Genomic DNA, 26914 nt, shown 5'->3' with positions numbered 1-26914 from the left:
GTGGCCCGCACCTGGGTGGTCACGGGCGGGTCCCGCGGGATCGGGCGCGCGGTCGTCGACCGCGCGCTCGCCGGGGGCGACCGGGTGGTCGTCCTCGCCCGGTCCGCCGCGGGCTCCGACCGGCCGGCCGGGCGGGTGCTGGCGCTGGCGGTCGACGTCGCGGACCCCGCGTCGGTGGCCGCGGCGTTCGAGCAGCTCGACGGCCCCGTCGACGTGCTCGTCAACTCCGCGGGCGTGCACCGCGGCGGGCTGGTCGAGCAGGTGGGCGACGCGGCGTGGAACGAGGTCCTCGCCACGAACCTGACCGGGGCGTTCACCGTGGTCCGGGCGGCGCGCCCGCTGCTGGTCGCGGGCTCGGCGGTGGTCAACATCGGCGCGGTCGTCGGGCTGCGGGGCTTCGCGGGCGACGTCGCCTACGGCTCGGCCAAGGCCGGGCTGTCCGGGCTGACGCAGACGCTCGCGATCGAGCTCGCCCGCGACGGGATCCGCGTCAACCTGGTCGTGCCGGGGTTCGTCGAGACCGACATGACCGACGGCATCCCGGCCGCGGCGCGGGAGCGGATCGTCGCGGGCATCCCGCTGGGCCGCCCCGGCCGGGCCGCGGAGATCGCCGACGTCGTGTGGTCGGTGGCCGGGTCGTCGTACATGACGGGGTCGACCGTCGCGGTCGACGGCGGGCTGCTCGCCTCGTTCGGCGCGCCGGCGCGGCGGGTCAGGGACCGAGCTGGCGGATGATCAGCTCGGCGTAGCGGTCGGCGATCTCCCCGATCGTCAACCGGCCGGCGGGGTCGTACCACTCGTTCAGCCCGTTGAGCATGTCGAGGATCGCGAGCGTCCCCAGGCGCGGGTCCGGGCAGTCGAACTCGCCCGCGCGCACCCCGTCGGCGAGGTGCTCGGCGATGCGGTGCTGGTAGCGGCGGCGGTAGACCTGCACGGTGTCGAGCTTCTCCGGCGACAGCGCCCGCAGCTCGCGCGAGGCGACCCACCAGGCGTCGCGGTTCGCCGCGATGTGCCGGACGTGCGCGCGGACGAGGCGGGCCAGGCGTGCGCGGTGCGTGCCGGGCCCGTCGAGGATCGGGAGCTGGTCCTCGATGAGGTCGCGGTCGACGACGAAGATCGCCTCGAGGAGCAGCTCCTCCTTGTTGCGGAAGTGGTGGTAGAGCGAGGCGGCCTGCATGTCGGCGGCCTCGGCGAGCGTCCGCATGCCCACGCCGTGGTACCCGCGCTCGCGGAACAGGCGGCTGGCCAGCGCCACGAGCTCGGCCCGCCGGGCGCCGCGGCGGACCGGCGGCACCTCCCGCTGCTCGGCGGCCGTCATCTGGGGTCCTTCCGGTCGGGCCGCGCTCAGGATCCCACCCCGGGACGGGCGGGCGCACCGCCACCCGTCCCGGGGGGCCCGTCAGGCCGGGACGGCGGTCTTCACGCCCATCTTGTGCAGCTCCGGGACGACCTTCTCGGCGAACAGCTTCATGCTCGCCCGGACCTTGTCGAACGGCAGCCCGGCGAACGACGGCGCCACGTTGGGCTGGTGGTCGCCGAACAGCGCGACGCGCTCGCGGTACTTCTCGACGATCTGCTCGGGGGTGCCCCAGATCTGCGTGTCGGCGTACCCCGCGCCCGCCGCCTCCATCCCGGCCTCGCGGATCATGTCGGCGCCGGACTGGTAGGCCTCGTACCCCTTGGTCTCGCGCCAGTGCGAGCCCGCGAAGTCGTAGTGCTTGATGACCGAGAGGAAGTAGCGGCTCAGGTACTCCCGCGCCGTCTGCTCGGCGACGTCGGAGTCCTCGTGGCAGTAGATGAAGTCCTGCGTGAGGACCGGGCCCGGCTCGCGGTGGTGGGTCTCGCGGTACACCTCGCGGTAGCGCTCGATCGCCGGCACGTGCATCTCGGCCGGGTACTGCATGAACGTCATCATCCGGGCGCCGACCTTCGCGACCGCGGGCACCGAGTCCGGCGACATCGCGACGCCGTAGATCCGGTCGGCCCACTGCGTGCCGGGCTCCGGTCCGGGGCGGACGTCGACGCGCGGCTGCACGTAGATCGGGCCGTCGTTCTCGACGTAGCCGTTCTCCAGGCCGCGGATGATCAGCTCGGCGGCCTCGTCGAACCGGCCGCGCGAGGTGTTCATGTCGACGCCGAAGCCCTCGTACTCCATCTTCGCGAGGCCGCGGCCCATCCCGAACAGCGTGCGGCCGTTCGACAGGATGTCGAGCATCGTGACCTTCTCGACGACCCGCAGCGGGTTGTTCCACGGCAGGATCACCGCGCCGGTGCCGAGCTTGATGCGGCTGGTCCGCGCCGCGAGGTAGCTCATGAGCTGCAGGTTGTCCGGGCACATCGAGTAGTCGTCGAAGTGGTGCTCGGCGGCCCAGACGGAGTCGAAGCCGTACTCCTCGGCCAGCACCCCGAGCTCGGTCTCCTGACGGAACATCTCGCCGTCGCTGAGGTTCTCGTGCCAGTTCTGGAAGACCAGCAGTACACCGACGTCCATGTGGGTGTCCCTTCCGTGGGATCGTCTCCAGGTCTTGCCTAACGATCGTTAGGGCTGTCACGGTAATGGCGCAGCTCACACAGGGCAAGGACACCGACGGAGGTGACGGGACGCGATGCCGAGCCCACTCGCCCCGGACCACGCCGATCCCGTCGTCGGCGGGGCGGCCTGCGCGTCGCTGGCCTTCCTCCTCGACTCGGCGCGCGACCGGCTGCGGCTGGCCCGCTGCGCGCTGCACGTCGTCGGCCCCGACGGCGGGCTCCGCCCGGTCGCGGCCTCGCCCGGCGCCGGCGACCCCGCACCCGGGTCCCCGCTGGTCGACGCGGTGCTGCGCAGCGCCCGCCCGGCGCGCGGCGCCGCCGCGGCGCTCGCCCTCCCGCTGCTGGTCGACGGCGAGCTGCGGGGGGTCCTCGAGCTGGAGCCCGCCGGTCCGGGTCCGGTCGACGAGGCGGTGGCGGGCCAGGTCGTCGCCCTGGCCGAGGCGGCACTCGGCCGGCCCCGGCCCGTCCGCACCGCCCCCGACCGCCCGTCGCGGTGCCGGCTGTCCCGGGCGGTGCTCGCCGGGGCGGAGATCGACGAGGTCGTCGCCGAGCTGGCCGAGCTGCTCGCCCGGCCCGTCGCCCTGCTCGGTCCGGACCTGCGCGTGCGGACCTGGGCCGCGCCTCCCGCGCTGCGGCTGACCGACGCCCCCGCCCTCGCCCCGGCCGCGCTCGACGCCCCCGCCGTCCGGGCCGCCCTGGACGCGCTCGGCCCCGACCGTCCGTCGGTGGTGCTGCTCCCCCGCCCCCCGCTGGTGCGCCGCCACCTCGTCGCGGTGCTGCTGGCCGAGGGGCGCGTGGCGGGCTACCTCGACGTGATCGAGATGGGCCGCGCGCTCGGCCCGGCCGAGACCCCGCTCGCCGAGCACGCCGCCGCGCTGCTGTCGTTGCAGCTGCTCGGCGAGACCCGCCGGATCCGGGCCTCGGCCCAGGCGCACGACGACGTGCTCGCCGATCTCCTGCTCGGCGCCCGCAGCGTCGACGACCTGCGCCGCCTCACCACCCACGTGGGCCTGGACCTGCAGCGGCCGCACCTCGTCGTGCGGCTGCCGGTGGCACCCGACCGGTCCGCCGGGGCCTGCCGCGCCGCCGTCGTCGCCGCGCTCGGACCCCTGCTCGACGACCCCCCGCCCGCGCACGCCGGGCCCGACGACGTCGTCGTGCTGGTCCGGCTGCCCGCCGATCCCGGCCCGCCCGCGCTGCGCGGGGTGCACGCCGGTCTGCGCGCCGCCCTCGACGCGGTGGCCCGGCACACGGGCGTCCGGCGGGCCGTCGTCTCGGGGGTGTGCCACGACGTCGGCGACTACCCGCCCGCGCTGGCCGAGACCCGGGAGGTCGACCGGATCGTCGACGCGCTGGGCGGGCGCGCCGACGTCGTCGCGGTCACCGAGCTGTCGACCCTGCGGCTGGTGGTCAACGGCGACCGCACCGACGTCGCGCTGCGGTTCGCCGAGCAGTGCCTCGGCCCGCTGCGCCGCAGCGACGACGCGGGGGGCGGCGGCCTCGTCGAGACCCTGCGCAGCTACCTGGACTGCGGCGCGCAGGTCCGCGCGACGGCCGCGGCGCTGGGCGTGCACGAGAACACCGTCCGCTACCGGCTCGGCCGCATCGAGCACGTCACCGGGATGGACGTCCGCCGCTTCGACACCCTGCTCGCGGCGCAGCTCGCGTTCCAGGTGGAGGGGCTCGTCGGCGGTGTGGAGACCTCGACAACCGCGACCCGCGACCCGGTTGTCCCCCGCGGGTACCGCTCCTAGCGTCGCCCGGCATGTGGGACTTCGAGACCGAGCCCGCCTTCCAGGCGGAGCTGGACTGGGTCGACGCGTTCGTCCGGGACGAGGTCGAGCCGCTCGACCTCGTGCTGGGCGACCCGTACGACAAGTCCGACGAGCGCGCGTGGCGGCTGGTCCGGCCGCTGCAGGCGCAGGTGCGCGAGCGCCGGCTGTGGGCCTGCCACCTGCGCCCGGAGCTGGGCGGGCAGGGCTACGGACAGGTGCGGCTGGCGCTGCTCAACGAGCTGCTCGGCCGCTCGCGCTGGGCGCCGTCGGTGTTCGGCTGCCAGGCCCCCGACTCCGGCAACGCCGAGATCCTCGCGCGCTACGGCACCGCCGAGCAGAAGGCCCGCTACCTGCAGCCGCTGCTCGACGGCGAGATCTCCTCCTGCTACTCGATGACAGAGCCGCACGCCGGGGCCGACCCGACGCTGTTCACCACCCGCGCGGTCCGCGACGGCGACGAGTGGGTCATCGACGGCGAGAAGTGGTTCTCCTCCAACGCCCGCCACGCCGCGTTCCTGCTGGTCATGGTCGTGACCGACCCCGAGGCCGGGCCGCACCGCAGCATGTCGATGTTCATCGTCCCGGCCGGGACGCCCGGGCTGGAGAACCTGCGCGACGCCGGGATCGGCACCGAGTCGCCCGAGCACTCCAGCCACGGCTACCTGCGCTTCACCGGCGTGCGGGTGCCCGCGGAGAACCTGCTGGGTGAGCCCGGCGAGGCGTTCGCGATCGCCCAGACCCGCCTCGGCGGCGGCCGCATCCACCACGGGATGCGCACCATCGCGCAGATGCGCCGCGCGTTCGACCTCATGACCGAGCGCGCGGTCTCGCGCACCACCCGGCACGGCCGCCTCGCCGACATGCAGTCCACCCAGGACAAGATCGCGGAGAGCTGGATCGACATCGAGGGGTTCCGGCTCCTGCTGCTGCGCACGGCCTGGCTGATCGACCGCCACCAGGACTACCGGGCCGTCCGCAAGGACATCGCGGCGGTCAAGGTCGCGATGCCGCGCGTCTACCACGACGTCGTGCAGCGGGCGATGCACCTGCACGGCGCGCTGGGGATCTCCAACGAGATGCCGTTCTCGGCGATGATGGTCGACGCCCAGGTCATGGCCACCGCCGACGGCCCGACCGAGGTGCACCGGCAGACGCTCGCCCGTCAGGTGCTCCGCGACGTCGAGCCCGGGGAGCCGCTGTTCGGGTCGGGGCACCTGCCCACCCGCACCGAGGCCGCCCGCCGCCACCTCGCCGCGCGCCTGGAGCACGAGGTGGCGGCGCTGTAGGGGTGACACACTCGGCCCATGCCCGCCGACTTCGTGCTCAAGGCCATGAACACCGCCCACCGAGCGCTGCTGAAGCTCAGCGGCGGACGCGTCGGCTACGACGCGATGGGCATGCCCGTGCTGGAGCTGACGACGATCGGCCGGCGCAGCGGGCAGCCGCGGTCGGTGATGCTGACGGCCCCGCTGCACGAGGACGGGCACCCGGTGGTCGTCGCCTCGCGCGGCGGCGACGACACCCACCCCGCCTGGTTCCTCAACCTGCGCGACCGCCCGGAGGTCGAGGTGTCGATCCAGGGCGGTCCGCGCACCCCGATGACCGCGCGGATCGTCACGGCGCAGGAGCGGGCCCGGATGTGGCCGCAGATCGCCGGGAAGTACGCCAACTACGCGGGCTACCAGAAGCGCACGGACCGTGAGATCCCGCTGGTGGTGCTCGAACCCCGCGCCTGAGGCTCCAGCAGCAGGCGGGCGTGCGGGGTCCGGACCGTGACCGCGCCCGCAGCCGGCGCCGGGACGCCGTCGGGGACGACCGTCAGCGCCCAGTCCGGCCCGCCGGGCGCCCCGGCCGCGGCCCACGCGTCCAGCGCGCGGTGCAGCCGGCGGCCGAGCTCGGCGCCCCCGGGCCCGAACACCCGCACCTCGCCGCCCGCCGGTCCCCGCCCCGGCTCGCCCCCGGGCTGCGGGGCCGGCACCCGCGCCCGGGGACCGGGGACGGCGGCCGCGAGACCCGGTGCGGCCGCATCCGGCGGGGTCACCAGCACCGGCACGGCGGACCCCGCTCCGAGACCCGCGGGCAGCTCACCGCCCGGATCGGCCAGCAGGCGGCCCGCCCCCGGCTCGGTGAGGGCGAGCCAGAGCCCGAACCCGTCCCGGACGTCGGCGGGGCCCAGCCCGACCGGCGACGCGGCCGCCTCCCGGGGATCGGCCAGCGCCGCCGCGACCGCGGCCGGGTCGGCGCCGGGACCGCCGGGGACCGTCCACAGCGCACCGCCGCCGGGCAGCGCCACCGGCCGGTCGTCGACGGCTCCGGGGCCGCGCATCCGGATGAACCCGCAGCTGCGCAGGGAGTGGCTGCGCAGGACGCCGTCCGGGCCGAGGTCGAGGGCCGCCGAGAGCTGGCTGCCGCGCACCGCCAGCGGCAGGAGCAGCCGCCCGCCCGGTGCGAGCTGCGCGACCCACGCCGGCCACACGTCGTCGCTGCCGACGGTGAGCACGATCCGGTCGTACGGGGCCCCGTCGGGCTCCCCCGCGACGCCGTCGCCGCACCGCAGCCGCACGCCCGTGACGCCGGCCGCGGCGAGGTGCCGCCCGGCGGAGTCGACCAGGTGCGGGTCGATGTCGACCGTCGTGACCTGCCCGGACGCGCCGACGATCCGCGCCGTCAGCGCGGCGTTCCACCCGGTACCGGCCCCGATCTCCAGCACCCGCTGCCCCGGCCGCAGGTCCAGCTGCTCGAGCATGACCGCCACCATCGACGGCTGCGAGGCCGAGCTGGTCGGCACCCCGCCGACGCGCTGCACCGCGACCGCGTCGTCGGCGTAGGCCGTCGCGGGCGCGGCGTCGGGGAGGAACAGGTGCCGCGGCACGGCCCGGAAGGCGTCCTCGACGGCCGCGGACCGGATCCGGCCGGTCGCGACGAGCCCGTCGACCAGCGCGGCGCGGGCACGGTCGACATCGGACACCCCGCCGAGTGTGGCCGGACCCCTGCCGGCGGACAACCCGGACCGGCCCGGACGGCTCCGGGTTACACCGGGACGAGGTCGTCGGCGTGCACGACCTCGCGGCGCAGCTCCGCGGGGAGGTCGCGGCTGCGGCGGCCGATCAGGGCGGGCAGCTCCGCGGCGTCGAAGCCGACGACCCCCCGCGCCACGACCGCCCCGTCCGGCCCGACGAGGTCGACGACGTCGCCGGCCACGAAGTCGCCCGAGATCCCGTGGATGCCGGCGGCGAGCAGGGAGCGGCGCCGCCCGATCACCGCGGCGACCGCGCCCTCGTCGAGGTCCAGGCGCCCGCGCACGTCGGCGGCGTGGAGCAGCCAGAACCGGCGCGCCGACATCCGCCGCCCGGACGGCCGGAACGCGGTGCCCACCTTCGGCCCGGCCGGGTCCAGTGCGTCGGCGACGTCCTCGGCCGCCGCGAGCAGCACCGGGATCCCCGACGCCGACGCCATCGCCGCCGCCGTGATCTTCGTGGCCATCCCGCCGCGCCCCAGGCTGCCCTGCCCGGGCGCCGCGATCCGGACCGCTCCCAGCTCGTCGGGCGCACCGACCTCGGGGACGAGGACGGAGCCCGGGCGGCGGGGGTCGCCGTCGTAGAGGCCGTCGACGTCGGACAGGAGCACGAGCGCGTCGGCGCCGATGAGGTGCGCGACCAGCGCGGCGAGCCGGTCGTTGTCGCCGACGCGGATCTCGTCGGTGGCGACGGTGTCGTTCTCGTTCACCACCGGGAGCACGTCGAGGCCGAGCAGCCGTTCCAGCGTGCGCTGGGCGTTGCGGTAGTGGGCGCGGCGGATCATGTCGTCGGCGGTGAGCAGCACCTGCCCGATCGCCCGCCCGTGCCGGGCGAACGAGGCGCCGTAGGCCTGCGCGAGCAGCAGCTGGCCGACCGCGGCCGCGGCCTGCTGGGTGGCGAGGTCGCGCGGGCGCTTCGTCAGCCCCAGCGGCGCGAGGCCCGCCGCGATCGCGCCCGAGGACACCAGCACGACCTGGCTGCCGGTCGCCCGGCGCGCGGCGAGGGCGTCGACCAGGGAGTCGAGCCGGGCCGGGTCGAGCCCGCCGGACAGCGAGGTGAGCGACGACGACCCGACCTTGACGACGACCCGCCGCGCCGCGCCGAGCGCCTCACGGGCCCCGCTCACCGTTCCCTCCGGGTCGTGCGCGGAAGAGGCGGCCGGAGCACGCCTTTCCGCGCACGGGCGGCGGAGCCGCTCACCGCGCAGCGTGGTCGGGGGCAGCGGGGTCGGGGGCTGCGGGGTCGGGGGGCTGCGGGATCAAGGGCGGCGTCGTCCCAGACCCCCTCCTCCCACGCGTCCTCCCGCGCCGCGGCGGCGAGGCGGTCGAGCTCGTCGGCCGCCTCCGCCTCGGCGCGCTCCTGGGCCAGCTCCTCGTCGGTGCGGTGCAGGCGGCGCGCGTTGCGGGCCACCTTCCGCTCCGAGGCGGGGATCCGGTCGTCGGTCTCCAGTCGGCGGTCGGTGCCGCGCCCGGACATGAGCACCGCGACACCGGCAGGCGTGCTGGGCTCCCAGTCGAACGTGACGTCGCCGATCGTGACCGGAGACCCCCGGTGCGCGCCGGCCCGGGCCAGCGCGTCCTCGACGCCGAGGCGGGCGAGGCGGTCGGCGAGGTAGCCGACGGCCTCGTCGTTGTCGAAGGACGTCTGGCGGATCCAGCGCTCCGGCCGGGCCCCGAGCACGAGGAACCCGCCCTCGATCTCCGGGTCGGGCTCGATCGTGAAGCCGGAGTCGTCGACGGCGGTGGGCCGCAGCACGATCCGGGTGGCCTCGACGACGGGCTGCGCTGCGCGGTAGGCCGCGACCTCCTCGGCCATCGCGAACGTCAGCTCGCGCAGGCCGGCGTGCGTGGCCGTCGAGATCGCCAGGACGCGCCAGCCGAAGCGCTCCTTCAGGTCGGCGGCCACGATCTCGGCCATGTCGGCCGCGTCCGGGACGTCGATCTTGTTGAGCGCGATCAGCCGCGGCCGGTCGGCCAGCTCGCCGCCGAGCGCGGGCGTGTACTGCGCGAGCTCGGCCTCGAGGGCCTCGATGTCGGCGGCCGGGTCGCGGCCGGGCTCGAACGTGGCGCAGTCGACGACGTGCACGAGCACCGAGCAGCGCTCGATGTGGCGCAGGAAGTCCAGGCCCAGGCCGCGGCCCTGCGAGGCGCCCGGGATGAGGCCGGGCACGTCGGCGACGGTGAAGACCTCGGCCCCCGCCGTGACGACGCCGAGCTGCGGCACCAGCGTGGTGAACGGGTAGTCGGCGATCTTGGGCCGGGCCGCCGACAGGGCCGCGACCAGCGACGACTTGCCCGCCGACGGGAAGCCGACCAGGCCGACGTCGGCCATCGAGCGCAGCTCGAGCACGAGGTCGCGCTGCTCGCCGGGCTCCCCGAGCAGGGCGAAGCCGGGCGCCTTGCGCGCGTTGGACGACAGCGCGGCGTTGCCCAGCCCGCCCCGGCCTCCCTCGGCCGCGACGAACCGCGTGCCCGGGCCGGTGAGGTCGGCGACGATCTCGCCGTCCGGGGAGAACACGACGGTGCCGTCGGGCACGAGGAGCTCGATGTCCTCGGCGTTGGCGCCCATCTTGAACCCGCCCTGGCCCTGCTTGCCGTTGCGGCCGAGCGCGTGCGGGCGGTGGTGGAAGTCGAGCAGGGTGTGCACCCCGGGGTCGACGACGAGCACGATCGATCCGCCGCGCCCCCCGTTACCGCCGTCCGGGCCGCCCAGCGGCTTGAACTTCTCGCGGTGCACCGAGGCGCAGCCGTTGCCGCCCGCCCCCGCCGTGGCGTGCAGCACCACGCGGTCCACGAACCTCGACATCAGCTGTTTCTCCCTCGCACGACGAACGGCGGACCACCCTCAAGGGCGGCCCGCCGTCGTCGAGATGTATCTGGTCGTGCAGCCTCAGACCGAGACCGGCACGATGTTGATGACCTTGCGGCCGCGGCGGTAGCCGAACTCGACGGCGCCCTCGGCGAGCGCGAACAGCGTGTCGTCGCCGCCCCGGCCCACGTCGATGCCGGGGTGGAACTTGGTGCCGCGCTGGCGGATGAGGATCTCGCCCGCCTTGACGACCTGGCCGCCGAACCGCTTGACGCCGAGGTACTGGGCGTTCGAGTCGCGCCCGTTGCGGGAGCTGGACGCACCCTTCTTGTGAGCCATGGCTGCGTCTCCCCTACTTCGAGATGCCGGTGATCTGCACGCGCGTCAGGGGCTGACGGTGCCCCTGGCGCTTGTGGTAACCGGTCTTGTTCTTGAACTTGTGGATGCGGATCTTCGGGCCCTTGGCGTGCTCGACGACCTTCGCGGCCACCGTGACACCGGCCAGCGCGTCGGCCGCGCTGGTGACGTCGTCGCCGTCCACCAGGAGCAGGGCCGGGAGGGTGATCTCGGCGCCGGGCTTCCCGTTGATCTTCTCAACGGTGACCACGTCGTCGACGGCCACCTTGTACTGCTTGCCGCCGGTCTTGACGATCGCGTACATGGACGCACTGCTCCTGAAGCTCGGGGGACGAAGCGGAGAGTTTCCTCCTCGCGGGCCGCCACTCGCAGGGTTCACGGAGTGCGGCGCAGGGGTCCCAGGGTACGGAAGGGCTGGAGCGGGGGTCAAACCGGGTCTCCCCCACCCGTCGGGTCGACGGCGGGCGGCGGACCCGCCGGGCGCGACGCCGCACGCCGGGTGCGGCGCACCCGGGTCGTGGCGGGTGCCGGCTCGGGCTGCGGGGGCACCGCGGCCAGGGCCGGGTCCGGCACGAGGGCGGGCTGCGCCGCGGGCGTCCCGGACACCGGCGTCTGGGACGTCGGCGTCTGGGACACCGGCGTCTGGGACACCGGCGTCTGGGACACCGGGGCCGGGGCGGTCTCGGGCGCGGGCACCGTGAGGACCACCGCGGCCGGGCTGTCGCCCTCGGTCGCCGTGGGCGCCCCCGCGGTGCGGGTGACGCGGCCGCGGCGGCGGGCCGGGCGGGCCTGGTGGCCGTCGCCCTCGCCACCCACGCCGGGGTCGACGTCGGTGAGGACGGGCCCGGCGACGGGCCGGGTCCGCGCGACGTCCCGCTCGACCACGGCCTCCTCGACGGCGTCCTCGACACCGCCCGCGACGACCGCGGCGGACTCCGCCTCGGCGACCACCGCGGGCGCCCCCACGTCGACGACGGCCGGGGTCTCGGCGACCTCGACGGTCCCGGCGGCCTCGCCGGGGCCGTGCCCGTTGCGACCGGTGTCGACGGCGGCGTGCCCGTTGCGGTCCCGGCCGTCGGCGTCGCCGCCGTGCGCGTCGCCGCCGTTGCGGTCGGACCCGTTGCGGTCGCTCCCGTTGCGGTCCTCCCCGTTGCGGTCGGACCCGTTGCGGTCCTCCCCGTCCCGACGGCCGCGGCCCCCTCGGGTGCGCCGGCCCTCGCCGGGCCGGGCCTGGTCGCGGCCGGTGTCGGGCTGCTTCTCCGGGACCGGGTCGGCGTCGACGAGGACGCCCCGGCCGCGGCAGTGCTCGCAGGTGGTGGAGAAGTGCTCCAGCAGCCCGCCGCCGACGCGCTTGCGCGTCATCTGGACCAGGCCGAGCGAGGTGACCTCGGCGACCTGGTGACGGGTGCGGTCGCGGGAGAGGCACTCGGTGAGGCGGCGCAGCACGAGGTCGCGGTTGGACTCGAGCACCATGTCGATGAAGTCGATGACGATGATGCCGCCGATGTCGCGCAGCCGGAGCTGGCGCACGATCTCCTCGGCCGACTCCAGGTTGTTGCGGGTGACCGTCTCCTCCAGGTTGCCCCCGGAGCCGGTGTACTTGCCGGTGTTGACGTCGATGACCGTCATGGCCTCGGTGCGGTCGATCACCAGCGTGCCGCCCGACGGCAGCCAGACCTTGCGGTCGAGCGCCTTGAGCAGCTGCTCGTCGATGCGGTACTCGGCGAACGCGTCCTTCGGGCCGACGTGCCGGTGCATCCGGTCGACCAGCTCGGGCGCGACGTGGCCGATGTAGTTGTGCAGGGTGTCCCAGGCGTCGTCGCCCTGGACGACGAGCTTGGAGAAGTCCTCGTTGAACTGGTCGCGGACGACCTTGATCAGCAGGTCGGGCTCCTCGTAGAGCAGCACCGGCGCCTTGGGCTTGTTCGGGCCGGTGGCCTTCGCCTTGGCGTCGATGACCTCCCACTGCGCCTGCAGGCGGCGGACGTCGCGCTCGAGCGCCTCGTGGCTGACGCCCTCCGACGCGGTGCGGATGATCACCCCGGCCTCGCTGGGGACGATCTCCTTGAGCATGTCCTTGAGCCGCTTGCGCTCGACGTCGGGCAGCTTGCGGCTGATCCCGGCGGCGCCGCCGCTGGGCACGTAGACCAGGAACCGGCCGGCCAGGCTGATCTGCGTGGTCAGCCGCGCACCCTTGTGCCCGACCGGGTCCTTCGTGACCTGGACGAGGACCGGGTCGCCGCTGTGCAGGGCCTGCTCGATCTTCCGGGCCTTGCCGCCGAGTCCGGCGGCGTCCCAGTCGACCTCACCGGCGTAGAGCACGGCGTTGCGGCCGCGGCCGATGTCGACGAACGCGGCCTCCATCGACGGCAGCACGTTCTGCACGCGGCCGAGGTAGATGTTGCCGACCATGGAGCGGCCGGTGCCGCCGTCGCGCCCGCCGCCGTCGGCGACGAAGTGCTCGACGAGGACGTCGTCCTCCAGCACCCCGATCTCGACGCGGTCGCCGCGCTCCCGGGCCACCATCACGCGGTCGACGGCCTCGCGGCGGGCCAGGAACTCGGCCTCGGACAGGATCGGGACGCGGCGGCGACCGGCGTCGCGGCCGTCGCGGCGGCGCTGGCGCTTGGCCTCCAGGCGGGTGGACCCGCGGACGCCCTGCACGCCGTCGCCGTCGGAGTCGTCGGAGGACCGCTCGGAGCGCTCGCGCGGCGCGCGGATGCGGGTGACGGTGCCGGGCGGGTCGGTCTCGTCGCCCGCGTCGTCGCCCGACCCGCGGCGGCGGCGCCGACGGCGGCGGCGCGAGCCGGAGCCCTCCTCGTCGCCGGAGTCCTCGTCGGGACCGGAGTCCGCGGCGTCGCCGTCCTGCGCGGCGTCGTCGCCGGACGCGTCGGACTCGTCCGGGCCGTCGGCGGTCGCCGCGGCGTCGGAGGAGTCGGAGTCGGTGGTCTCGTCGTCGGACTCGTCGTCGGCGCCCCGGCCGCGACCGCGGCCGCGGCGGCCACGGCGGCGGCGGCGGCGCGACCCGTCGTCGTCGGAGTCGTCGGAGCCGTCGGCGTCGGGCCCGCCGGTCGGGGCCTCCGTCGACGCCGCAGCGGCGGTCTCGGGCTCGGCGGGTGCACCGGGCGAGGCGGGGACGGCCGCGGCGGGGGCCTCCTGCTCCGGGGCCGACCCGGCCGTCTCCTCGACGGCGGGCTCCGCGGGCTCCTCGGCGGCGCGACGACGGCCACGGGTGGGCCGGGCGGGGGCCTGGAACAGCGGCGCGGGCGGCGCGAACAGGGGGGCCAGCGGGGCGTCGGCGGCGCTCCGGGCGGCCGGCTCGGACCCGAAGGAGAGGGGGAGCTCGGGGGCGGAGAGGTCGGCGGCGGCCACGGCGGCGGCCAGGTCGGCGGCCGGCTCGGCCGGGGTGCCGGCGGGGGCCGTCTCGGGGGTGGCGGCCTCGGGGGTGGCGGCCTCGGGGGTGGCGGCCTGGGGGGGTGGCGGCCTCGGGAGCGGCCGTCTCGGGAGCGGCCTCGGCCGGGGTGGCACCGGCCGGGGCGGCGGCGCGGGTCGCCCGGCGGCGCCGGGTGCGGGGCGCGGCGACCTCCACCGGCACGGCCTCGACGGGGGCCTCGACGGGGGCGGCCTCGACCGGCGCCGGGGTGACCGGGGCGGCGGCGTCCGCGGCCGGGTGGGCGTCGCCCTGCAGCGCCGACACCACCAGCTCCGCGGCCTTGCGGTCGATGCTGGACTGGGGGCTGCGGGCGGCGATGTCGAGATCGGCGAGCGCGGCCAGCACCTCCCTGCTGGTGCGCCCCAGCAGCCGGGCGAGCGCGTGCACCCGCATCTTGTCGGGCAGTTCGGGTGTGGCGATGTCAGACATCGAGCTCCTTCGCCCCCGGGCGCCTCCGGTGAGGGAGGCGGCCGCTCAGGGGCCGCGTACGTCTCTCCCCGCGCGGTGCGCGGGCAGCAATCCTGGTCTGCTCGACGACGTGGGCGTCCGTACCGCTCAGACCTGGGTGGTGACCCGGGGCGGTCCGAGCGGATCGGCGAGCTCACCCCGGTCGTCGAGCAGTCCCTGAGCCGTCCTGGTGGCCTTGGCGGGCACCGGAGGCCTGAGGCCTGCGACAACGTCGAGTGCACCCAACACGTCATCGGGTCGAACAGCGGGTGTCGTCTGCCGTACGACCGCCGTCAGTATCGCACAGTCTCCCCCCGCGGACGTGTGACTCGCGCGGGAGTCCGGCGCGGTCGCGGAGGCCGAGGCCACCGCGGCCCGGACGTCGATCTGGCGGCGCCCCGAGGGCATCACGCGGTCGACGACCAGGGTGTCGAGGGCCAGCAGCGCCTCGACCGCGGCGCTCAGGTCGGCGACGGACACCCCGGGCAGCTCGACGACCCAGCGGCTGGCGTCGATCCGGTCGGCCAGCGACGGGGCCTCGGCGACGACCGCGTCGAGGATGTCGATGCCGTCGGGCAGGGCTGCGTCCAGCGCGCTGACCAGCGCCGACGGTTCCACGGGCGAGGTCAGGCCGACCTCGAAGTACTCGGCCTCGCTGGCCGTGCCGGTGGGGGCCGCACCGACCCAGGACAGGCGAGGGTGCGGGCTGAAGCCGTGCGAGTGCGCGACGGGGACCCCGGCACGGCGGACGGCCCGCTCGACGCTGCGCGCGACGTCGCGGTGCGAGAGGAACCGCAGCCGCCCGCGCTTGGCGAACCGGACGCGGATCCGCTGCACCGTGGGAGGGGCCGGGTTCGCCGCCTCCCCCGCCTTCACTCGGGCCATTGGCCGAGGATAGGTCAGCCGCCGACGGACCGGCCGGGCAGGAGGCGGGCCGTCAGGCCGGGACGGCCGGGTCCAGGACCAGGAGCGACTCCCCGGCGGGCGCGAACCCGGCCCGCCGGTAGAACGGCGCGCTGCCCGGCGTCGGGGCCAGCACGAGCCGCCGGTAGCGGCGCTGCCGGGCGTGCGCGACGGCGTGACCGAGCAGGGCGCGCGGCACCCCGCGGTCGGCCCACGCGGCGATCACGAACGCGTTGCCGACGTGCCCGATCGCTCCCCCGCGCGCCCCGGGCCGCGGCATGTGCGCGATCTCGACGACGTTGAGCGAGCCCACCGCGGTGTACCCGGCCCGCTCGGTGCCGGTCTCGGCGATCCAGAACGTGCGCCGCGGCAGCTCCGTGCGCCACCACTGCGCGAACGACGCCTCGAACGCCGGGTCGTCGACGGGGCGCCCGGCCCGCTCCTCCAGCCACGCGCGGCGCAGCCGGGCGAGCGCGTCGACGTCGCGCTCGTCGGCGACGCGGACGGTGAAGTCGGGGCCGTCAGCCACTCTGGGTGAGGGGATTGACCACGGTCAGCGGGAGCAGGGTGGTGCCGCTCGGCCCGACCTCGATGTCGGTGCCGGTCGAGGGGCACACGCCGCAGTCGAAGCACGGCGTCCACCGGCAGTCGTCCTGCTCGCGGCCGGACAGCGCGTCCTGCCAGTCGTCCCAGAGCCAGTCGCGCTCCAGGCCGGAGTCCAGGTGGTCCCACGGCAGGACCTCGGCCTGCCCGCGCTCGCGGGTGGTGTACCAGTCGACGGAGACGCCGAGGGGCTCCAGCTCGGCCGCGGCCGCGGTCATCCAGCGCTCGTAGGAGAAGTGCTCGCTCCAGCCGTCGAACCGGCCGCCCGCGCGCCACACCCGCTCGATGACGGCGCCGACGCGCCGGTCGCCGCGGGCCAGCAGGCCCTCCACCAGCGACGGCTGCCCGTCGTGGTAGCGCATGCCGATGTTGCGGCCGAGCTTGCGGTCGCTGTTGACGGCGGCCCGGAGCTTGCGCAGCCGGTCGTCGACGACGTCGGGATGGGCCTGCGCGGCCCACTGGAACGGGGTGTGCGGCTTGGGCACGAACCCGCCGATGGAGATCGTGCAGCGGACGTCGTTGCGACCCGACGCGATGCGCCCGGCCTTGATCACGCGGTGCGCCATGCCCGCGATCTCCAGGACGTCCTCGTCCTCCTCGGTGGGCAGCCCGCACATGAAGTACAGCTTCACCTGGCGCCAGCCCTGCGCGAACGCCTCGGAGACGGTGCGGATCAGGTCCTCCTCCGACACCATCTTGTTGATCACGCGGCGGATGCGCTCGGAGCCGCCCTCGGGGGCGAACGTCAGCCCGGAGCGGCGGCCGTTGCGGGAGATCTCGTTGGCGAGGTCGATGTTGAACGCGTCGACCCGCGTCGAGGGGAGCGAGAGCGAGGTGTTGGTGCCCTCGTAGCGGTCGGCCAGGCCCTTGGTGATTTCGGCGATCTCGGAGTGGTCGGCGGAGGACAGCGACAGCAGGCCCACCTCGTCGAACCCGGACGCGCGCACCGAGGCGTCGACCATCTTGCCGATGCCCTCCAGCGACCGCTCCCGCACCGGGCGGGTGATCATCCCGGCCTGGCAGAAGCGGCAGCCGCGGGTGCAGCCGCGGAAGATCTCGACCGACGCCCGCTCGTGCACGGTCTCGGCCAGCGGCACCAGCGGCGCCTTCGGGTAGGGCCACTCGTCGAGCTCGGTGGTGGTGCGCTTGGTGACCGTCCGCGGCACCCGCTCGTCGACGGGCGTGACCGACGCGATCGCGCCGTCCTCGCCGTAGGCGACGTCGTAGAGGCTCGGGACGTAGCAGCCGTCGGTGGCGGCCAGGCGCAGCAGCAGCTCGCGGCGCCCGCCCGGGCGGCCCTCGGCCTTCCAGTCGCGGACGACGTCGGTGATGTCGCCGACGACCTCCTCGCCGTCGCCGATCGCCGCCACGTCGACGAACCGCGAGATCGGCTCGGGGTTGAACGCGGCGTGCCCGCCCGCGACGACGACCGGGTGGGTCTCGTCGCGGTCGGCGGCGTGCAGCGGGATCCCGGCGAGGTCGAGCGAGGTGAGCAGGTTCGTGTAGCCGAGCTCGGTGGAGAAGCTGATGCCGAGCAGGTCGAACGCCCCGAGCGGGCGGTGCCCGTCGACGGTGAACGCGGGCACGCCGTGCTCCCGCATGAGGGCCTCGAGGTCGGGCCACACGGAGTAGCAGCGCTCGGCGAGGGCGTCGACGCGCTCGTTGAGGACCTCGTAGAGGATCTGGACGCCCTGGTTGGGCAGCCCCACCTCGTACGCGTCGGGATACATCAGCGCCCACCGGACGTCGGCCGCGTCCCAGTCCTTGAGCTGCGCGTTCAGCTCACCGCCCACGTACTGGACGGGCTTGGAGACGCGCGGGAGCAGCGCTTCGAGGTCAGGGAACACGGACGCGGCAGTCACGCTGCCCCAGGGTAGCCCCCGCTCCCGGCGCACACGCTCCCGCACACGCCCGCCCCGCACGGTGGGCGCATGACCACATCGACGGACCTGTCCACCCTCGGCTCCCGGCACCGCGCCCTCTGGGCGTCGGGCGACTACCCGGCGGTCGCCGCCGACCTCATCCCCGACCTCGGGGCGACGCTCGTGGAGGCGGCGGGCGTCACCGCGGGGCAGCGCGTCCTCGACGTCGGCGCGGGCACCGGCAACGCCGCCATCCCCGCGGCGCTGACCGGGGCCGACGTCGTCGCCTCCGACCTGACCCCGGAGCTGCTCGACGCGGGCGCGGAGATCGCCGCCGCCCGCGGCGCGCACCTGCAGTGGGTCGAGGCCGACGCCCATGCGCTGCCGTTCGAGACCGGCGAGTTCGACACCGTGCTGTCCTGCGTCGGCGTCATGTTCGCGCCGTTCCACGAGCGCGCGGCGGGCGAGCTGCTGCGCGTCTGCCGGCCCGGCGGCACGATCGGGCTGCTCAGCTGGACGCCGGAGGGCTTCGTCGGGCGCCTGTTCGCGACGATGAAGCCGTTCGCCCCCGCTCCTCCCCCCGGTGCGTCGCCCGCGCCGCTGTGGGGCAGCGAGGAGCACGTCCGGACGCTGCTCGGTGACGGCGTGCGCGAGCTGCGGGCGGAGCGGCGCACCACGACGTTCGCCGTCGCCGACTCGGCGGTGGCCTTCCGCGAGTGGTGGAAGACGCACTACGGACCCACGATCGCCGTCTACCGCGGCCTGGACGCCGACCGCGCGGCCGAGCTCGACGCCGCGTTCCTGCGGATGCTCGAGCAGACGCGCACCGGCGGGGTGTGGGACGCGGAGTACCTGCTGGTCACCTCCGTTCGGACCTGACGGCGGGCCCCGACGGGCGGGAGGATGGGCGCGTGACGGTCGTGCGGCTGCTGGGGCCGCCCCGCCTCGACGGGGCGGCGCCGCCGCGCGGGCGCAAGCCGTGGGCGCTGCTCGCGCTGCTGCTGTGCTCCACCGGCCCGGTCCCCCGCAGCCGCGTGATCGACCTCCTGTTCCCCGACGCCGCCGACCCGCAGGCGGCGCTGCGCTGGACGCTCAGCCAGGCCCGGCGCGCGCTCGGCGACGCGGTCCGCCTCGGCGGCGACCCCCTGACCTGCACCGTCGCCGACGGGGTGCGCGTCGACGTGCTCGACGTGCTCGCCGGGCGGGCCCCCGTCGGCTGGCCGGTCGCCGAGGCCACCCTGCCGCTGCTCGAGGGCGCGGAGCCCGACGTGCCGGAGTTCGCGGCGTGGCTGCACGGGCGCCGGCTCGACCTCGCCGCCGCCGGGACGCGGCTGCAGCGGGCGCACCGCGCACGGACCTTCTCCCCGGCAGGCCGGGGTGCGGTCCGCGACCTGGTCCGGGTGGGTGAGCAGGTGATGGACGCGGGCGCGCCGCGCGACGGCACCGCGATCCTCGCCGGGGCGGTGCGCCGCGCCCGGGCGCTCGGCGACGACGCCGTGCTCGCCGAGGCGCTCGCCCACTACGGCCGCGGGTACGTGCACGCCGTCGCCAGCACCGACCGCGGGGCGGCCGCGGCGCTGCGCGAGGCCGACCGCATCGCCACCCGGGAGGGACTGGCCGACGTCGCCGCGCTCGCCCGCCGGGAGCTGGGGTTCGTCGCGACCGCCACCGGCGACCAACAGGGCGCGCTGGCTCAGCTCACCCGGGCCGAGGCCGCCGCGGCCGGGCGGCCCGAGCAGGAGGCGGGGGTGGCCTACGGGCGCGGGTTCGCGCTCGTCGACACGCTCGCCTCGGGCGGGGCGGTGCGCGAGCTGGACCGGGCGGTCGCGCTCACCGAGACCGGCGACCGGCCCCGCGCCACCGCGGCGGCCCTGGCCATGCGCGGCCGGGCCCGGCTGCAGCGCGACGAGGACGAGCAGGCCGAGGCCGACGTCGCGCGGGCCCGGACCATGGTGGCCGAGCTGGACTGGACCGCGATGCGCCCGTGGGTGGAGTTCCTGCACGGCGAGCTCCTGCTCCGGGCGGGCCGCACCGCCGAGGCCGAGACGGTGTTCGCCGACGCGCGCACCCTGGCCGAGGTCCTCGGCGACGCCTGCTGGGTCGCGCTCACCGGCCGCGGCCTCGCGTCGGCGCGGGCCCGGCTCGGCGACCCCGCGGGCGCCGCCGCCGCCCTGCGCTCCACCTGCGACACCCTCGTCGCCGACGCCGACGTGTGCTGCTGGATCGAGCTGCACGTCCGCGACACCCTGTGCGCGGTCACCGCGTCGTTCGACGAGCCCGCGGCCGTCGCGGAGTGCCGGGTGCTGGCCGAGCGCGCCGACCGGGTCGGGCTGGGCGAGTTCGCCGTCCGCGCCGCGCGGCACCGGGCTCGGCTCGGTGACCGGGACGCCGTCCGCGAGCAGCGGGCGCGGGCGGGGCGGTTCGACAACCCGGCCCTCCTGCGGAGCTGAACCGGCGCGCGCCCGGCGTCGAACGTCCGCGCGATGAACGAGCGATTCGTGCGGGTCGGGGACGTCGAGCTCTGCTACGAGTCCCTGGGCGACCCGGAGCACCCCACCGTCCTGCTGATCATGGGCCTGAACCTGTCGATGGACTGGTGGCGCGACGACTTCTGCGCCGATCTCGTCGCCCGCGGCTTCCACGTCGTGCGCTTCGACAACCGCGACGTCGGCCGGTCCACCCACGTCCGCGGGCCCGGCATCACCGCGTGGGAGTTCCTGCGCCGCCGCGCGAGCCCCGTCTACACGCTCGGCGACATGGCCGACGACGCCGCGGGCCTGATCGCGCACGTCGACCCGCGGGGCGCGCACGTCGTCGGGGCGTCGCTGGGCTCGATGGTGGCGCAGGAGGTGGCGATCCGGCACCCGCACCTCACCCGCTCGCTCGTCTCGATCATGGGACGGCCCGGCGACGGCCGCACCGGCAAGGTCCACTGGACCCGCATCCCCGACTTCCTGCGCCCGCCGTCGGCCGACCCGGTCGAGGGGATGGTGGCGGCGTTCCGCCGGATCGGGTCCGCCGACCGCAGCGCGCAGGACGACGAGGACGTGCGCGTGACGATGCGCCGCTCGATGTCCCGGGAGACCGGGGACGGCAGCAGCCGCCAGCTCGCCGCGTGCGTCGGCGAGCGCGACCGCACCGCCGACCTGGCCCGCCTCACGATGCCCGCGCTCGTGCTGCACGGCGAGCGCGACCGGGTCATCGTGCCCTCCGGCGGGCGCGCGACCGCCGCCGCGATCCCCGGTGCGGAGCTGCTGGAGGTGCCGCGGATGGGCCACGACCTGGCCCGCTGGGTCTGGCCGACGGTGCTGGACGGCATCGAGCGGACGGCGGCGCGCGCTCAGGACCGGACGACGTCGTAGGCCGGGCGCGGCGCGGTCATCGCGCCCGGGGCGGCGGCTGCGTCGGACACGGACGCGGCCTGACCGCCGCCTCCCACGGGACGACGCCGAGGTCGGCGCGGCGCCAGCCGGACCGGCGGTGACGGAGGTCCGGTCGGCCCGCTCGCTCGGTGTGATCCGGTCGGACCGCACGGCTCTGCCGCGGACCTGCGGCCGGCAGCCGCGGGAACCGGGCGCTCGTTTCCGATCTCGGCCGCGGGGCCGGCCGACGTTCTGCGCGTGCACCCCGATCCGCCCGCAGCACTTCCTTCGAGCGCAGGATCGGTCTCGATCTGGGTCGCGGCGGACACCTACACACCGACGAGCGCCGCTGCTCGAACTTCGCGGGCCGGAACTCTCGCCCGGGTTCCGATATCGGAGATGTACGAACTCCCGGCTGGGGTCGTCGTGACGATTCCCCTTTCCGTGACCTCCGCTTTCCATCCCCGCGTTTCTCGTACCAGGTTGTGGAATGCGCACAGACCGCGACCATTGGTGAACTCGGTACGGCCGCCGTCCTTCCAGCGGTGGATGTGGTCGATGTGGCGATCGGGGAGCCGCAGTACGGTTCGCGGCAGCGATGGCCGTCCCGGGCCCGGATCAACGCGGCCAACCGCCCGGTGAACAGCCGACTGCGGGAGTCCCCGCCGATCACCACTCCGTCGCGGGTGATCAGCCGTCGCCAGGTCCTCCGGCCACCGCCGGTGGTGAGGAGCTCGACCGGGACGGGGCCGTGGCCGGCGATCTGCGCGGGCAGCGGGCTGTCCGGATCGATCAGAGCCTCGACCGGGACCAGCACCTGGATCTCGATGTTCACGTCCCGGGCGGTGGCCTGTCCGGTGAGGCGTTCGACGAGGGTGTCGGCCAGGATCTGACCGCGCCCCCGGGTGACCGGTTCGGGCCGAACGGCGGCGTCGTTCACCGCGGCGGCGAGGGCGGCGTAACAGGCCACGGCCTCCTCGACGGGCAGGTGGGCGGTCAGATCGGCCATGCCGTCCGCGGCGGGCCGGACCGACACGCGGCGGCCGGTGCGGGCGGCCCGGCAGCGGGTGGTGAACTTCTCCGGGGCGACCTGGGCGGCGAGGGACCGGGTGAGGTCGTGGATCCGGCGCACGCCGAGGGTCTCGACCCGCCGCTCGGCCAGCTCTCGGTCGACCTCCGCCCGTTCGGCGGGTGAGAGGTGCGTGGTGGCGGCCACGATGGTCGCGGTCTGGTACTCGCTCAGCCGACCCGCGGCGAACAGCTCCCGGACCCGGGCGTGCCCGGCGTGCAGGTCCCGCGCGATCCGGACCCGCCGCCGGCCCTCGGTGGGCGACACCCGACAGGCCAACCCGATCTGGGCGGCAATGCTGCGTTCGAGCGCCTCCGGGTCGACCTCACCGGCCGCGGTCTGCGATTCGGCGTGTGCTGTCGCGAATGCCAGAACGGCATCGGACTGCTCGGCGGCGATGGCCGCCTTCCGTTCCTCCAGCCACGCGATCCGCTCGATGAGCAGCGCCTCGGAAGGCACTGCGGAACGCTTCGTGGGCATGCTGCGATTCTACCAAGAATTGTGCCTCGATGCGAACATCTGTTCGATTCGAGTCCGGTCCCCGACGCGGTGCCCGTCCCGGCCGACACCGGGCCCGACGGGGCGCAGCCGCCGACCGGGGTGGTCCGGGCGTGGCCGTCGGACCGGGTCCGCACACCCCGGTCGGGGGTGCCGCGCTCGACCCTGTGCACCCGCGCCCGTCCCGGACCCGTCGTGGCCGACCAGCGCTCGGGCCCGCGTGGGCGATGCCGTGTCGAGGCAGCCGGACGGCCGGGACGGTGCCGGGCCGTCCGGAGGGCGGCCGAGGGTGCCGGTCGGACCGCACCGGGATCATCGACGACCTCGGGCCCGGTGGACGCGCGGGCGGGCCGCGCTGTCGCGCCGACCGGTGTCACCCCTCGACGCCGCGGGCCGACCGGCAGCGTCGAGGGCGGGACGCCCCGCCGCTCACACCACCAGGTCGGCCGCGGGCAGGGGTCCGAGCAGCGCGAACGCGTCGAGGTAGGGCTCGACGTCACCCCGGACCGTCCACGCACGCAGCTGCGCGGCGGAGCGGCGGGTGACCAGGGCGCGGGCGAGGTCGAAGTCGGAGGCCCGCAGCACCGTGTCGGCGGAGGCGGGGTCGCCCCACGTCCACCGCTCACCGGACAGGGCCAGCGAGGCGCCGTCGGGCAGTGCGGCGGCGAAGCGGTCGGCGAACCGGTCGCGGATGATCGCGACGCCGGCGCTGTCCTGCCCGCCCGGCACCTCCAGGGCGCCCCGCAGGTCCTGCTCGTGGATGATCACGTCGCCGAGCGGCCGGGGGCCGTTCTCGCCCATCCACGCCACCAGCGGCGCGGCCGTCGCCTCCCACTCGGCGACGAGCTCGGCGATGTCGTGGTCGCGCCGCCGCTCCACCTGGCGGGTGGTCCAGGCCTCGTTGTGGTCGTCCGGCTCGTCGCCCGCGACGACGTCGGACCCGAGACCGACCATGTGCGAGAACAGGTCGCGCACCGTCCAGTCCGGACACGACGGCACGCGCACCCGCGCCTGCTCCGCGTCCAGCGGGGACACCAGCTCGATCACGCGCCGCTGCGCGCGCGACCACTCCTCGACGGGATCCGGCTGCCGACTCACCGCGCCATGATCGCACGGCGCGGCGGCCGGGTCGGGCCGGCTACAGCAGCCCCGCGGACCGCAGCGCCGCGCGGACGTCGTCGTGGTGCACCTCGTCGAGCGGCACCAGCGGCAGCCGGATGCCCGGCGGGATGAGGCCCAGCTCGGCCAGCGCCCACTTCACCGGGATCGGGTTGGGCTCGGCGAACAGGGCCCGGTGCAGCCCGGCGAGGTCGCCGTCGATCAGGGCGGCGAGCTCCGCGTCGCCGGCGAGCGCGGCCGCGCACATCCGCGCCATCATCTCCGGGGCCACGTTGGCCGTCACCGAGATGTCGCCGTGGAAGCCGGCGAGGATGCTGGCGCGGGCCGTGCCGTCGTCGCCGGAGTAGAGGGCGAAGTCGGGCAGCTCGAGGGCGACGAGATCGCGCACGCGGTCGAGGTCGCCGAGCGCCTCCTTGAGCCCCACGATGTTGTGCACCGACGCGAGCCGCTCCACCGTGGACGGCAGCATGTCGACGGCGGTGCGGCCGGGCACGTTGTAGAGGTACTGCGGGATGTCCACGGCCTCGGCGATCGCCCGGAAGTGCCGGTACAGGCCCTCCTGCGGCGGCTTGTTGTAGTACGGCGTGACGAGCAGCGCCCCGTCGGCACCGGCCCGCTTCGCCGCGCTCGTGAGGTGGATCGCCTCCGCGGTGGAGTTCGCGCCCGTGCCGGCGATCACCGGCACGCGTCCCGCCGCGACGTCGATCGTGCGGCGGATGACGTCGGTGTGCTCGGCGACGTCGAGCGTCGCCGACTCGCCCGTCGTCCCGACCGACACGATGGCGGCCGTGCCGCCCTCGATCGCACGGTCGACGACCTTCGCGAGCGCCTCGTGGTCGACCGCGCCGTCCTCCCGCATCGGGGTGACCAGTGCGACCAGGCTTCCGGTGATCATCAGCCCTCCTGGGGTGGATAGGCCCGGGACGTTACCCGCTCGTGATCGGACTCCGGTAGGACGGCCGGTGCGGTCGCCGGTCCGGTCCGAGGGGGTGCCCGATGAGCGGTCGCGCGCTCCTCGTCGCCGCGGCGTTCGCCCTGGTCGGCGCGGCCGCGCTCGCGCTGCCCTGGTGGCGCGGGCCGTGGGCGGGCTGGGAGGTGCTCGGCCCGTCGGTGACGGTCGCGGTCGTGGCGCTCGCCGTCGTCGCGGCCGCCGCCGTGTCGCGGCCCGCGGCGGGGCGGGTGCTCCTCGCCGCGTCCGGGGCGGCGACGGTCAGCGCCGTCGCGGTGGCCGTGGCCGCCTGGGGCGTCGCCGCGGTGCCGGGACCGGTCGTCGCCGGGATGGCCGGCCTGGCCGTGCTCGCCCTCGTCGCCCGCCCGCCGGGCCGCGCAATGCTCGCGTGCGCGCTCGTCGCGGCCGTCGGCACGGCGGTGCTCCCGGGCGTGCCGCGGGTCCCGCCCCGCGTCGTCGACGGGCCGTTCGTGCGCATCGCGGTGCTCGACCCCGACCGGCCGCTGCGCTCGGGCGAGCCGACGCTGCCCGCGTCGGTGACCGTCGCGGGGTCCGGGCTCGGGGAGCTCGACGGGGTGCCCGTCGTGTTCGGCGCCGACGGCCTGGTCGCCCCCGACGCGTCCGGGCGCGCGCGGGTCGTCGCCCGGACCGACGGTGACGTGGTGCTGGGCGTCGCGGGCGGGCGGGTCGCGCGCCTGGTCGGCGGCGACGCCCTGCTCGTCACCGGGACGGCGCCCGGGGACCCGACCCGGGTGCGGGTCGACGACGTCGGACCGGTCAGCCGGGTGGGCGCCGACGGGTCGGTGTGGCTGCACGCCCGCGCCGACCCCCGGGGCACCGTGCGCCGCCTCGACCTCGGGGCGTACGGCGGGGCGCACCAGGTCCCCGCGGTCTACCTGCCGGTCGTCACGATCCGCGACCCCGACGGCGCCGACGGCGTCGACCTGCCCGACGTGCTCCCGACGGCAGGCGGGGCGGCGCTGCGGTTCGCCGCCGGACCCCGTCTCGAACGCCTCGCGCCCACCTCGACCGGGATCGCCGCCCAGGTGCTGGCCGGCGCGGCGGACCCGACGTGCGGGCTCAACGCGGGCGCCCGGACGAGCGCGCTGACCTCCCCCGGCCCGACCGCGGTCGACGCCGACGGCGGGATCTGGCTCGCCGTCGACGGGCGGCTCGCGCGCGTCGATCCCGCCGGGGGCGTGCGGGCGGTGCCGTCGCCGCTCCCGGGGACCCCGTACGCCCTGGTCGCGCTGCCGGACGGCGCGATCGTGCTCGGCACGGCGGACGCGCTGTGGCGGCTCCCGGACGCCGCCACCGCGCTCGCCGACCTCCCGCCCGTCCCCGCCGGCTGCGTCGCCGACCCGCCCGCGGCGGGCCCGCCCGTCGGGCTCGTGCCGGTCGCCAACACCGGCGGCGACGCGCTCGGCGTGCCCCTCGGCGTCGACGGGCGGTGGGCGAGCGGGCGGATCGACGGCGACCTCGCGGTGGTCGGCCCGGGCGGGCCGGTCACCCTCGGGCCGCGCCGCGACGGCCACCTCGGGCAGGTCTGGCCCGACGGCGGGGGCGGCGCGTGGTGGCTGGAGGTCGCGGGCCCGGACGGCGAGCTGCTGACGCTGGTGCACGCGCTCCCCGGCGGGGAGCAGGTGCGGTCCGCGCCGGTGCGGCACCCCGCCCCGCGCGAGGGCGCCGCGCTGGTCCCCGACCTGGGCGGGCGCCCGCCGCTGCTGGCCACCGCGGCCGGGGCGTACCGGATCGACGGCGGCGCCCCGGTCCGGGTGCTGGACGGGGACGTGGCGGCCGGGGTCGTGCGCGCCGACGGCCGCGGCTGGGTCCTCGCGGGCGGGCGGCTGCTGGCCCTCGAGAGGGACCGGGTGCTCGGCCCCGTGATCGACCCCGCGGCCGGCCCGGGCTCCCCGGTCCCGGTGCAGCTCGCGAAGGGCGTGGCCCCGGAGCGGCTGGCCCTGGACCGGGCCGTGGTCGGGCTGGGCGCGGACGGCCGCGCGGTCGTCGTCGCCGACGGGGTGGTGCTGCGGGTCGACGACGCCGGGGCCGTCACCGTGGTGGCGCAGGACCCCCGGCTCGACGCGCCGTTCACCGTCGAGGGCGGGCTCGTCGAGTCGGTCGACGGGGTGCTGCTGCGGATCGACCTGCCCTGACGGATCGACCTGCCCCGACGGATC

Annotated in this window: 22 protein-coding genes and 1 pseudogene; 8 read left to right on the top strand and 15 right to left on the bottom strand. The window is 76.2% G+C overall.

All coding sequences use genetic code 11. The features are described 5' to 3' along the window. On the top strand, positions 1–735 hold the full coding sequence (locus H6H00_RS15865) for an SDR family oxidoreductase (RefSeq protein WP_255425785.1): 735 nt from the start codon (positions 1–3) through the stop codon (positions 733–735). On the opposite strand, the gene H6H00_RS15860 is transcribed toward H6H00_RS15865, so the two are convergent. Both H6H00_RS15860 and H6H00_RS15855 read right to left on the bottom strand, forming a co-directional pair. Continuing rightward, positions 713–1318 (bottom strand): TetR/AcrR family transcriptional regulator, encoded by a 606-nt coding sequence (locus H6H00_RS15860; RefSeq protein WP_185721995.1) that lies wholly within the window; start codon positions 1316–1318, stop codon positions 713–715. The genes H6H00_RS15865 and H6H00_RS15860 overlap by 23 nt on opposite strands. A gap of 81 nt (positions 1319–1399) precedes the next feature. Then, positions 1400–2491: an LLM class flavin-dependent oxidoreductase gene (locus H6H00_RS15855; protein ID WP_185721994.1), complete on the bottom strand. Its 1092-nt coding sequence runs from the start codon at positions 2489–2491 to the stop codon at positions 1400–1402. A 115-nt stretch (positions 2492–2606) separates the two neighbouring features. On the opposite strand from H6H00_RS15855, the gene H6H00_RS15850 reads away from it, so the two are divergent. From H6H00_RS15850 to H6H00_RS15840, 3 genes are read left to right on the top strand one after another with little or no spacing between them, the layout of a single operon-like run. Further along, positions 2607–4286 carry a PucR family transcriptional regulator gene (locus tag H6H00_RS15850; RefSeq protein WP_185721993.1) on the top strand — a complete coding sequence of 560 codons (1680 nt, stop codon included), beginning with the start codon at positions 2607–2609 and terminating at the stop codon, positions 4284–4286. A gap of 11 nt (positions 4287–4297) precedes the next feature. Continuing rightward, entirely contained in the window at positions 4298–5593 is a 1296-nt protein-coding gene (locus H6H00_RS15845) for an acyl-CoA dehydrogenase family protein (protein ID WP_185721992.1), read from the top strand. A gap of 18 nt (positions 5594–5611) precedes the next feature. Then, entirely contained in the window at positions 5612–6043 is a 432-nt protein-coding gene (locus H6H00_RS15840) for a nitroreductase/quinone reductase family protein (RefSeq protein ID WP_185721991.1), read from the top strand. Here the strand turns inward: H6H00_RS15840 and H6H00_RS15835 are convergent. From H6H00_RS15835 to H6H00_RS15790, 10 genes and pseudogenes are all read right to left on the bottom strand, one after another. Beyond that, on the bottom strand, positions 5986–7275 hold the full coding sequence (locus H6H00_RS15835; RefSeq protein ID WP_185721990.1) for a methyltransferase domain-containing protein: 1290 nt from the start codon (positions 7273–7275) through the stop codon (positions 5986–5988). The genes H6H00_RS15840 and H6H00_RS15835 overlap by 58 nt on opposite strands. 62 nt (positions 7276–7337) lie before the next feature. Then, positions 7338–8450: a glutamate 5-kinase gene (gene proB / locus H6H00_RS15830; RefSeq protein ID WP_185721989.1), complete on the bottom strand. Its 1113-nt coding sequence runs from the start codon at positions 8448–8450 to the stop codon at positions 7338–7340. Further along, positions 8447–10132 carry a GTPase ObgE gene (obgE, locus tag H6H00_RS15825; RefSeq protein WP_255425839.1) on the bottom strand — a complete coding sequence of 562 codons (1686 nt, stop codon included), beginning with the start codon at positions 10130–10132 and terminating at the stop codon, positions 8447–8449. The genes proB and obgE overlap by 4 nt, the downstream gene beginning before the upstream one ends. 81 nt (positions 10133–10213) lie before the next feature. Further along, complete coding sequence (gene rpmA, locus H6H00_RS15820) at positions 10214–10471, bottom strand: 50S ribosomal protein L27 (protein ID WP_185721987.1); 258 nt, start codon at positions 10469–10471, stop codon at positions 10214–10216. Positions 10472–10484: 13 nt separating this feature from the next. Beyond that, positions 10485–10793, bottom strand: coding sequence for a 50S ribosomal protein L21 (gene rplU / locus H6H00_RS15815; RefSeq protein WP_141278010.1), 309 nt, complete (start codon positions 10791–10793; stop codon positions 10485–10487). A gap of 122 nt (positions 10794–10915) precedes the next feature. Beyond that, positions 10916–13861, bottom strand: a complete 2946-nt coding sequence (locus H6H00_RS15810) for an Rne/Rng family ribonuclease (protein WP_221776062.1) — start codon at positions 13859–13861, stop codon at positions 10916–10918. 322 nt (positions 13862–14183) lie between these two features. After that, a pseudogene (locus H6H00_RS33005) lies at positions 14184–14315 on the bottom strand (translation initiation factor IF-2 N-terminal domain-containing protein); the annotation flags it as partial. A 162-nt stretch (positions 14316–14477) separates the two neighbouring features. Further along, positions 14478–15254: a TIGR03936 family radical SAM-associated protein gene (locus H6H00_RS15800; protein ID WP_185721985.1), complete on the bottom strand. Its 777-nt coding sequence runs from the start codon at positions 15252–15254 to the stop codon at positions 14478–14480. Positions 15255–15306: 52 nt separating this feature from the next. Next, a complete protein-coding gene (locus H6H00_RS15795) occupies positions 15307–15801 on the bottom strand; it encodes a GNAT family N-acetyltransferase (protein ID WP_255425784.1) in 495 nt (164 codons plus the stop codon). Next, positions 15794–17737 carry a TIGR03960 family B12-binding radical SAM protein gene (locus H6H00_RS15790; RefSeq protein ID WP_185721984.1) on the bottom strand — a complete coding sequence of 648 codons (1944 nt, stop codon included), beginning with the start codon at positions 17735–17737 and terminating at the stop codon, positions 15794–15796. The genes H6H00_RS15795 and H6H00_RS15790 overlap by 8 nt, the downstream gene beginning before the upstream one ends. Before the next feature lie 69 nt (positions 17738–17806). Here H6H00_RS15790 and H6H00_RS15785 point away from each other — a divergent pair, with 69 nt between their 5' ends. From H6H00_RS15785 to H6H00_RS15775, 3 genes are read left to right on the top strand one after another with little or no spacing between them, the layout of a single operon-like run. Then, positions 17807–18616: a class I SAM-dependent methyltransferase gene (locus H6H00_RS15785; protein WP_185721983.1), complete on the top strand. Its 810-nt coding sequence runs from the start codon at positions 17807–17809 to the stop codon at positions 18614–18616. A gap of 32 nt (positions 18617–18648) precedes the next feature. Then, positions 18649–20187 (top strand): AfsR/SARP family transcriptional regulator, encoded by a 1539-nt coding sequence (locus tag H6H00_RS15780; protein WP_185721982.1) that lies wholly within the window; start codon positions 18649–18651, stop codon positions 20185–20187. Between the two features lie 33 nt (positions 20188–20220). After that, positions 20221–21099 (top strand): alpha/beta fold hydrolase, encoded by an 879-nt coding sequence (locus H6H00_RS15775; RefSeq protein ID WP_185721981.1) that lies wholly within the window; start codon positions 20221–20223, stop codon positions 21097–21099. A gap of 16 nt (positions 21100–21115) precedes the next feature. On the opposite strand, the gene H6H00_RS15770 is transcribed toward H6H00_RS15775, so the two are convergent. The 3 genes from H6H00_RS15770 to dapA form a co-directional block, all read right to left on the bottom strand. After that, the gene (locus tag H6H00_RS15770; RefSeq protein ID WP_185721980.1) at positions 21116–22648 is read right to left on the bottom strand and encodes a DUF222 domain-containing protein; all 1533 of its coding nucleotides are present in this window, start codon (positions 22646–22648) and stop codon (positions 21116–21118) included. Between the two features lie 447 nt (positions 22649–23095). Beyond that, positions 23096–23764 (bottom strand): maleylpyruvate isomerase family mycothiol-dependent enzyme, encoded by a 669-nt coding sequence (locus H6H00_RS15765; RefSeq protein WP_185721979.1) that lies wholly within the window; start codon positions 23762–23764, stop codon positions 23096–23098. A 40-nt stretch (positions 23765–23804) separates the two neighbouring features. Further along, positions 23805–24680 (bottom strand): 4-hydroxy-tetrahydrodipicolinate synthase, encoded by an 876-nt coding sequence (gene dapA, locus H6H00_RS15760; RefSeq protein WP_185721978.1) that lies wholly within the window; start codon positions 24678–24680, stop codon positions 23805–23807. A 101-nt stretch (positions 24681–24781) separates the two neighbouring features. Here dapA and H6H00_RS15755 point away from each other — a divergent pair, with 101 nt between their 5' ends. Then, positions 24782–26890: a hypothetical protein gene (locus tag H6H00_RS15755; RefSeq protein WP_185721977.1), complete on the top strand. Its 2109-nt coding sequence runs from the start codon at positions 24782–24784 to the stop codon at positions 26888–26890. Positions 26891–26914 lie beyond the last annotated feature (24 nt).

The organism is Pseudonocardia petroleophila (assembly GCF_014235185.1).
GTDB classification, from domain to species: Bacteria; Actinomycetota; Actinomycetes; order Mycobacteriales; family Pseudonocardiaceae; genus Pseudonocardia; species Pseudonocardia petroleophila.
This window is presented reverse-complemented; position numbering and strand designations above follow the sequence as displayed.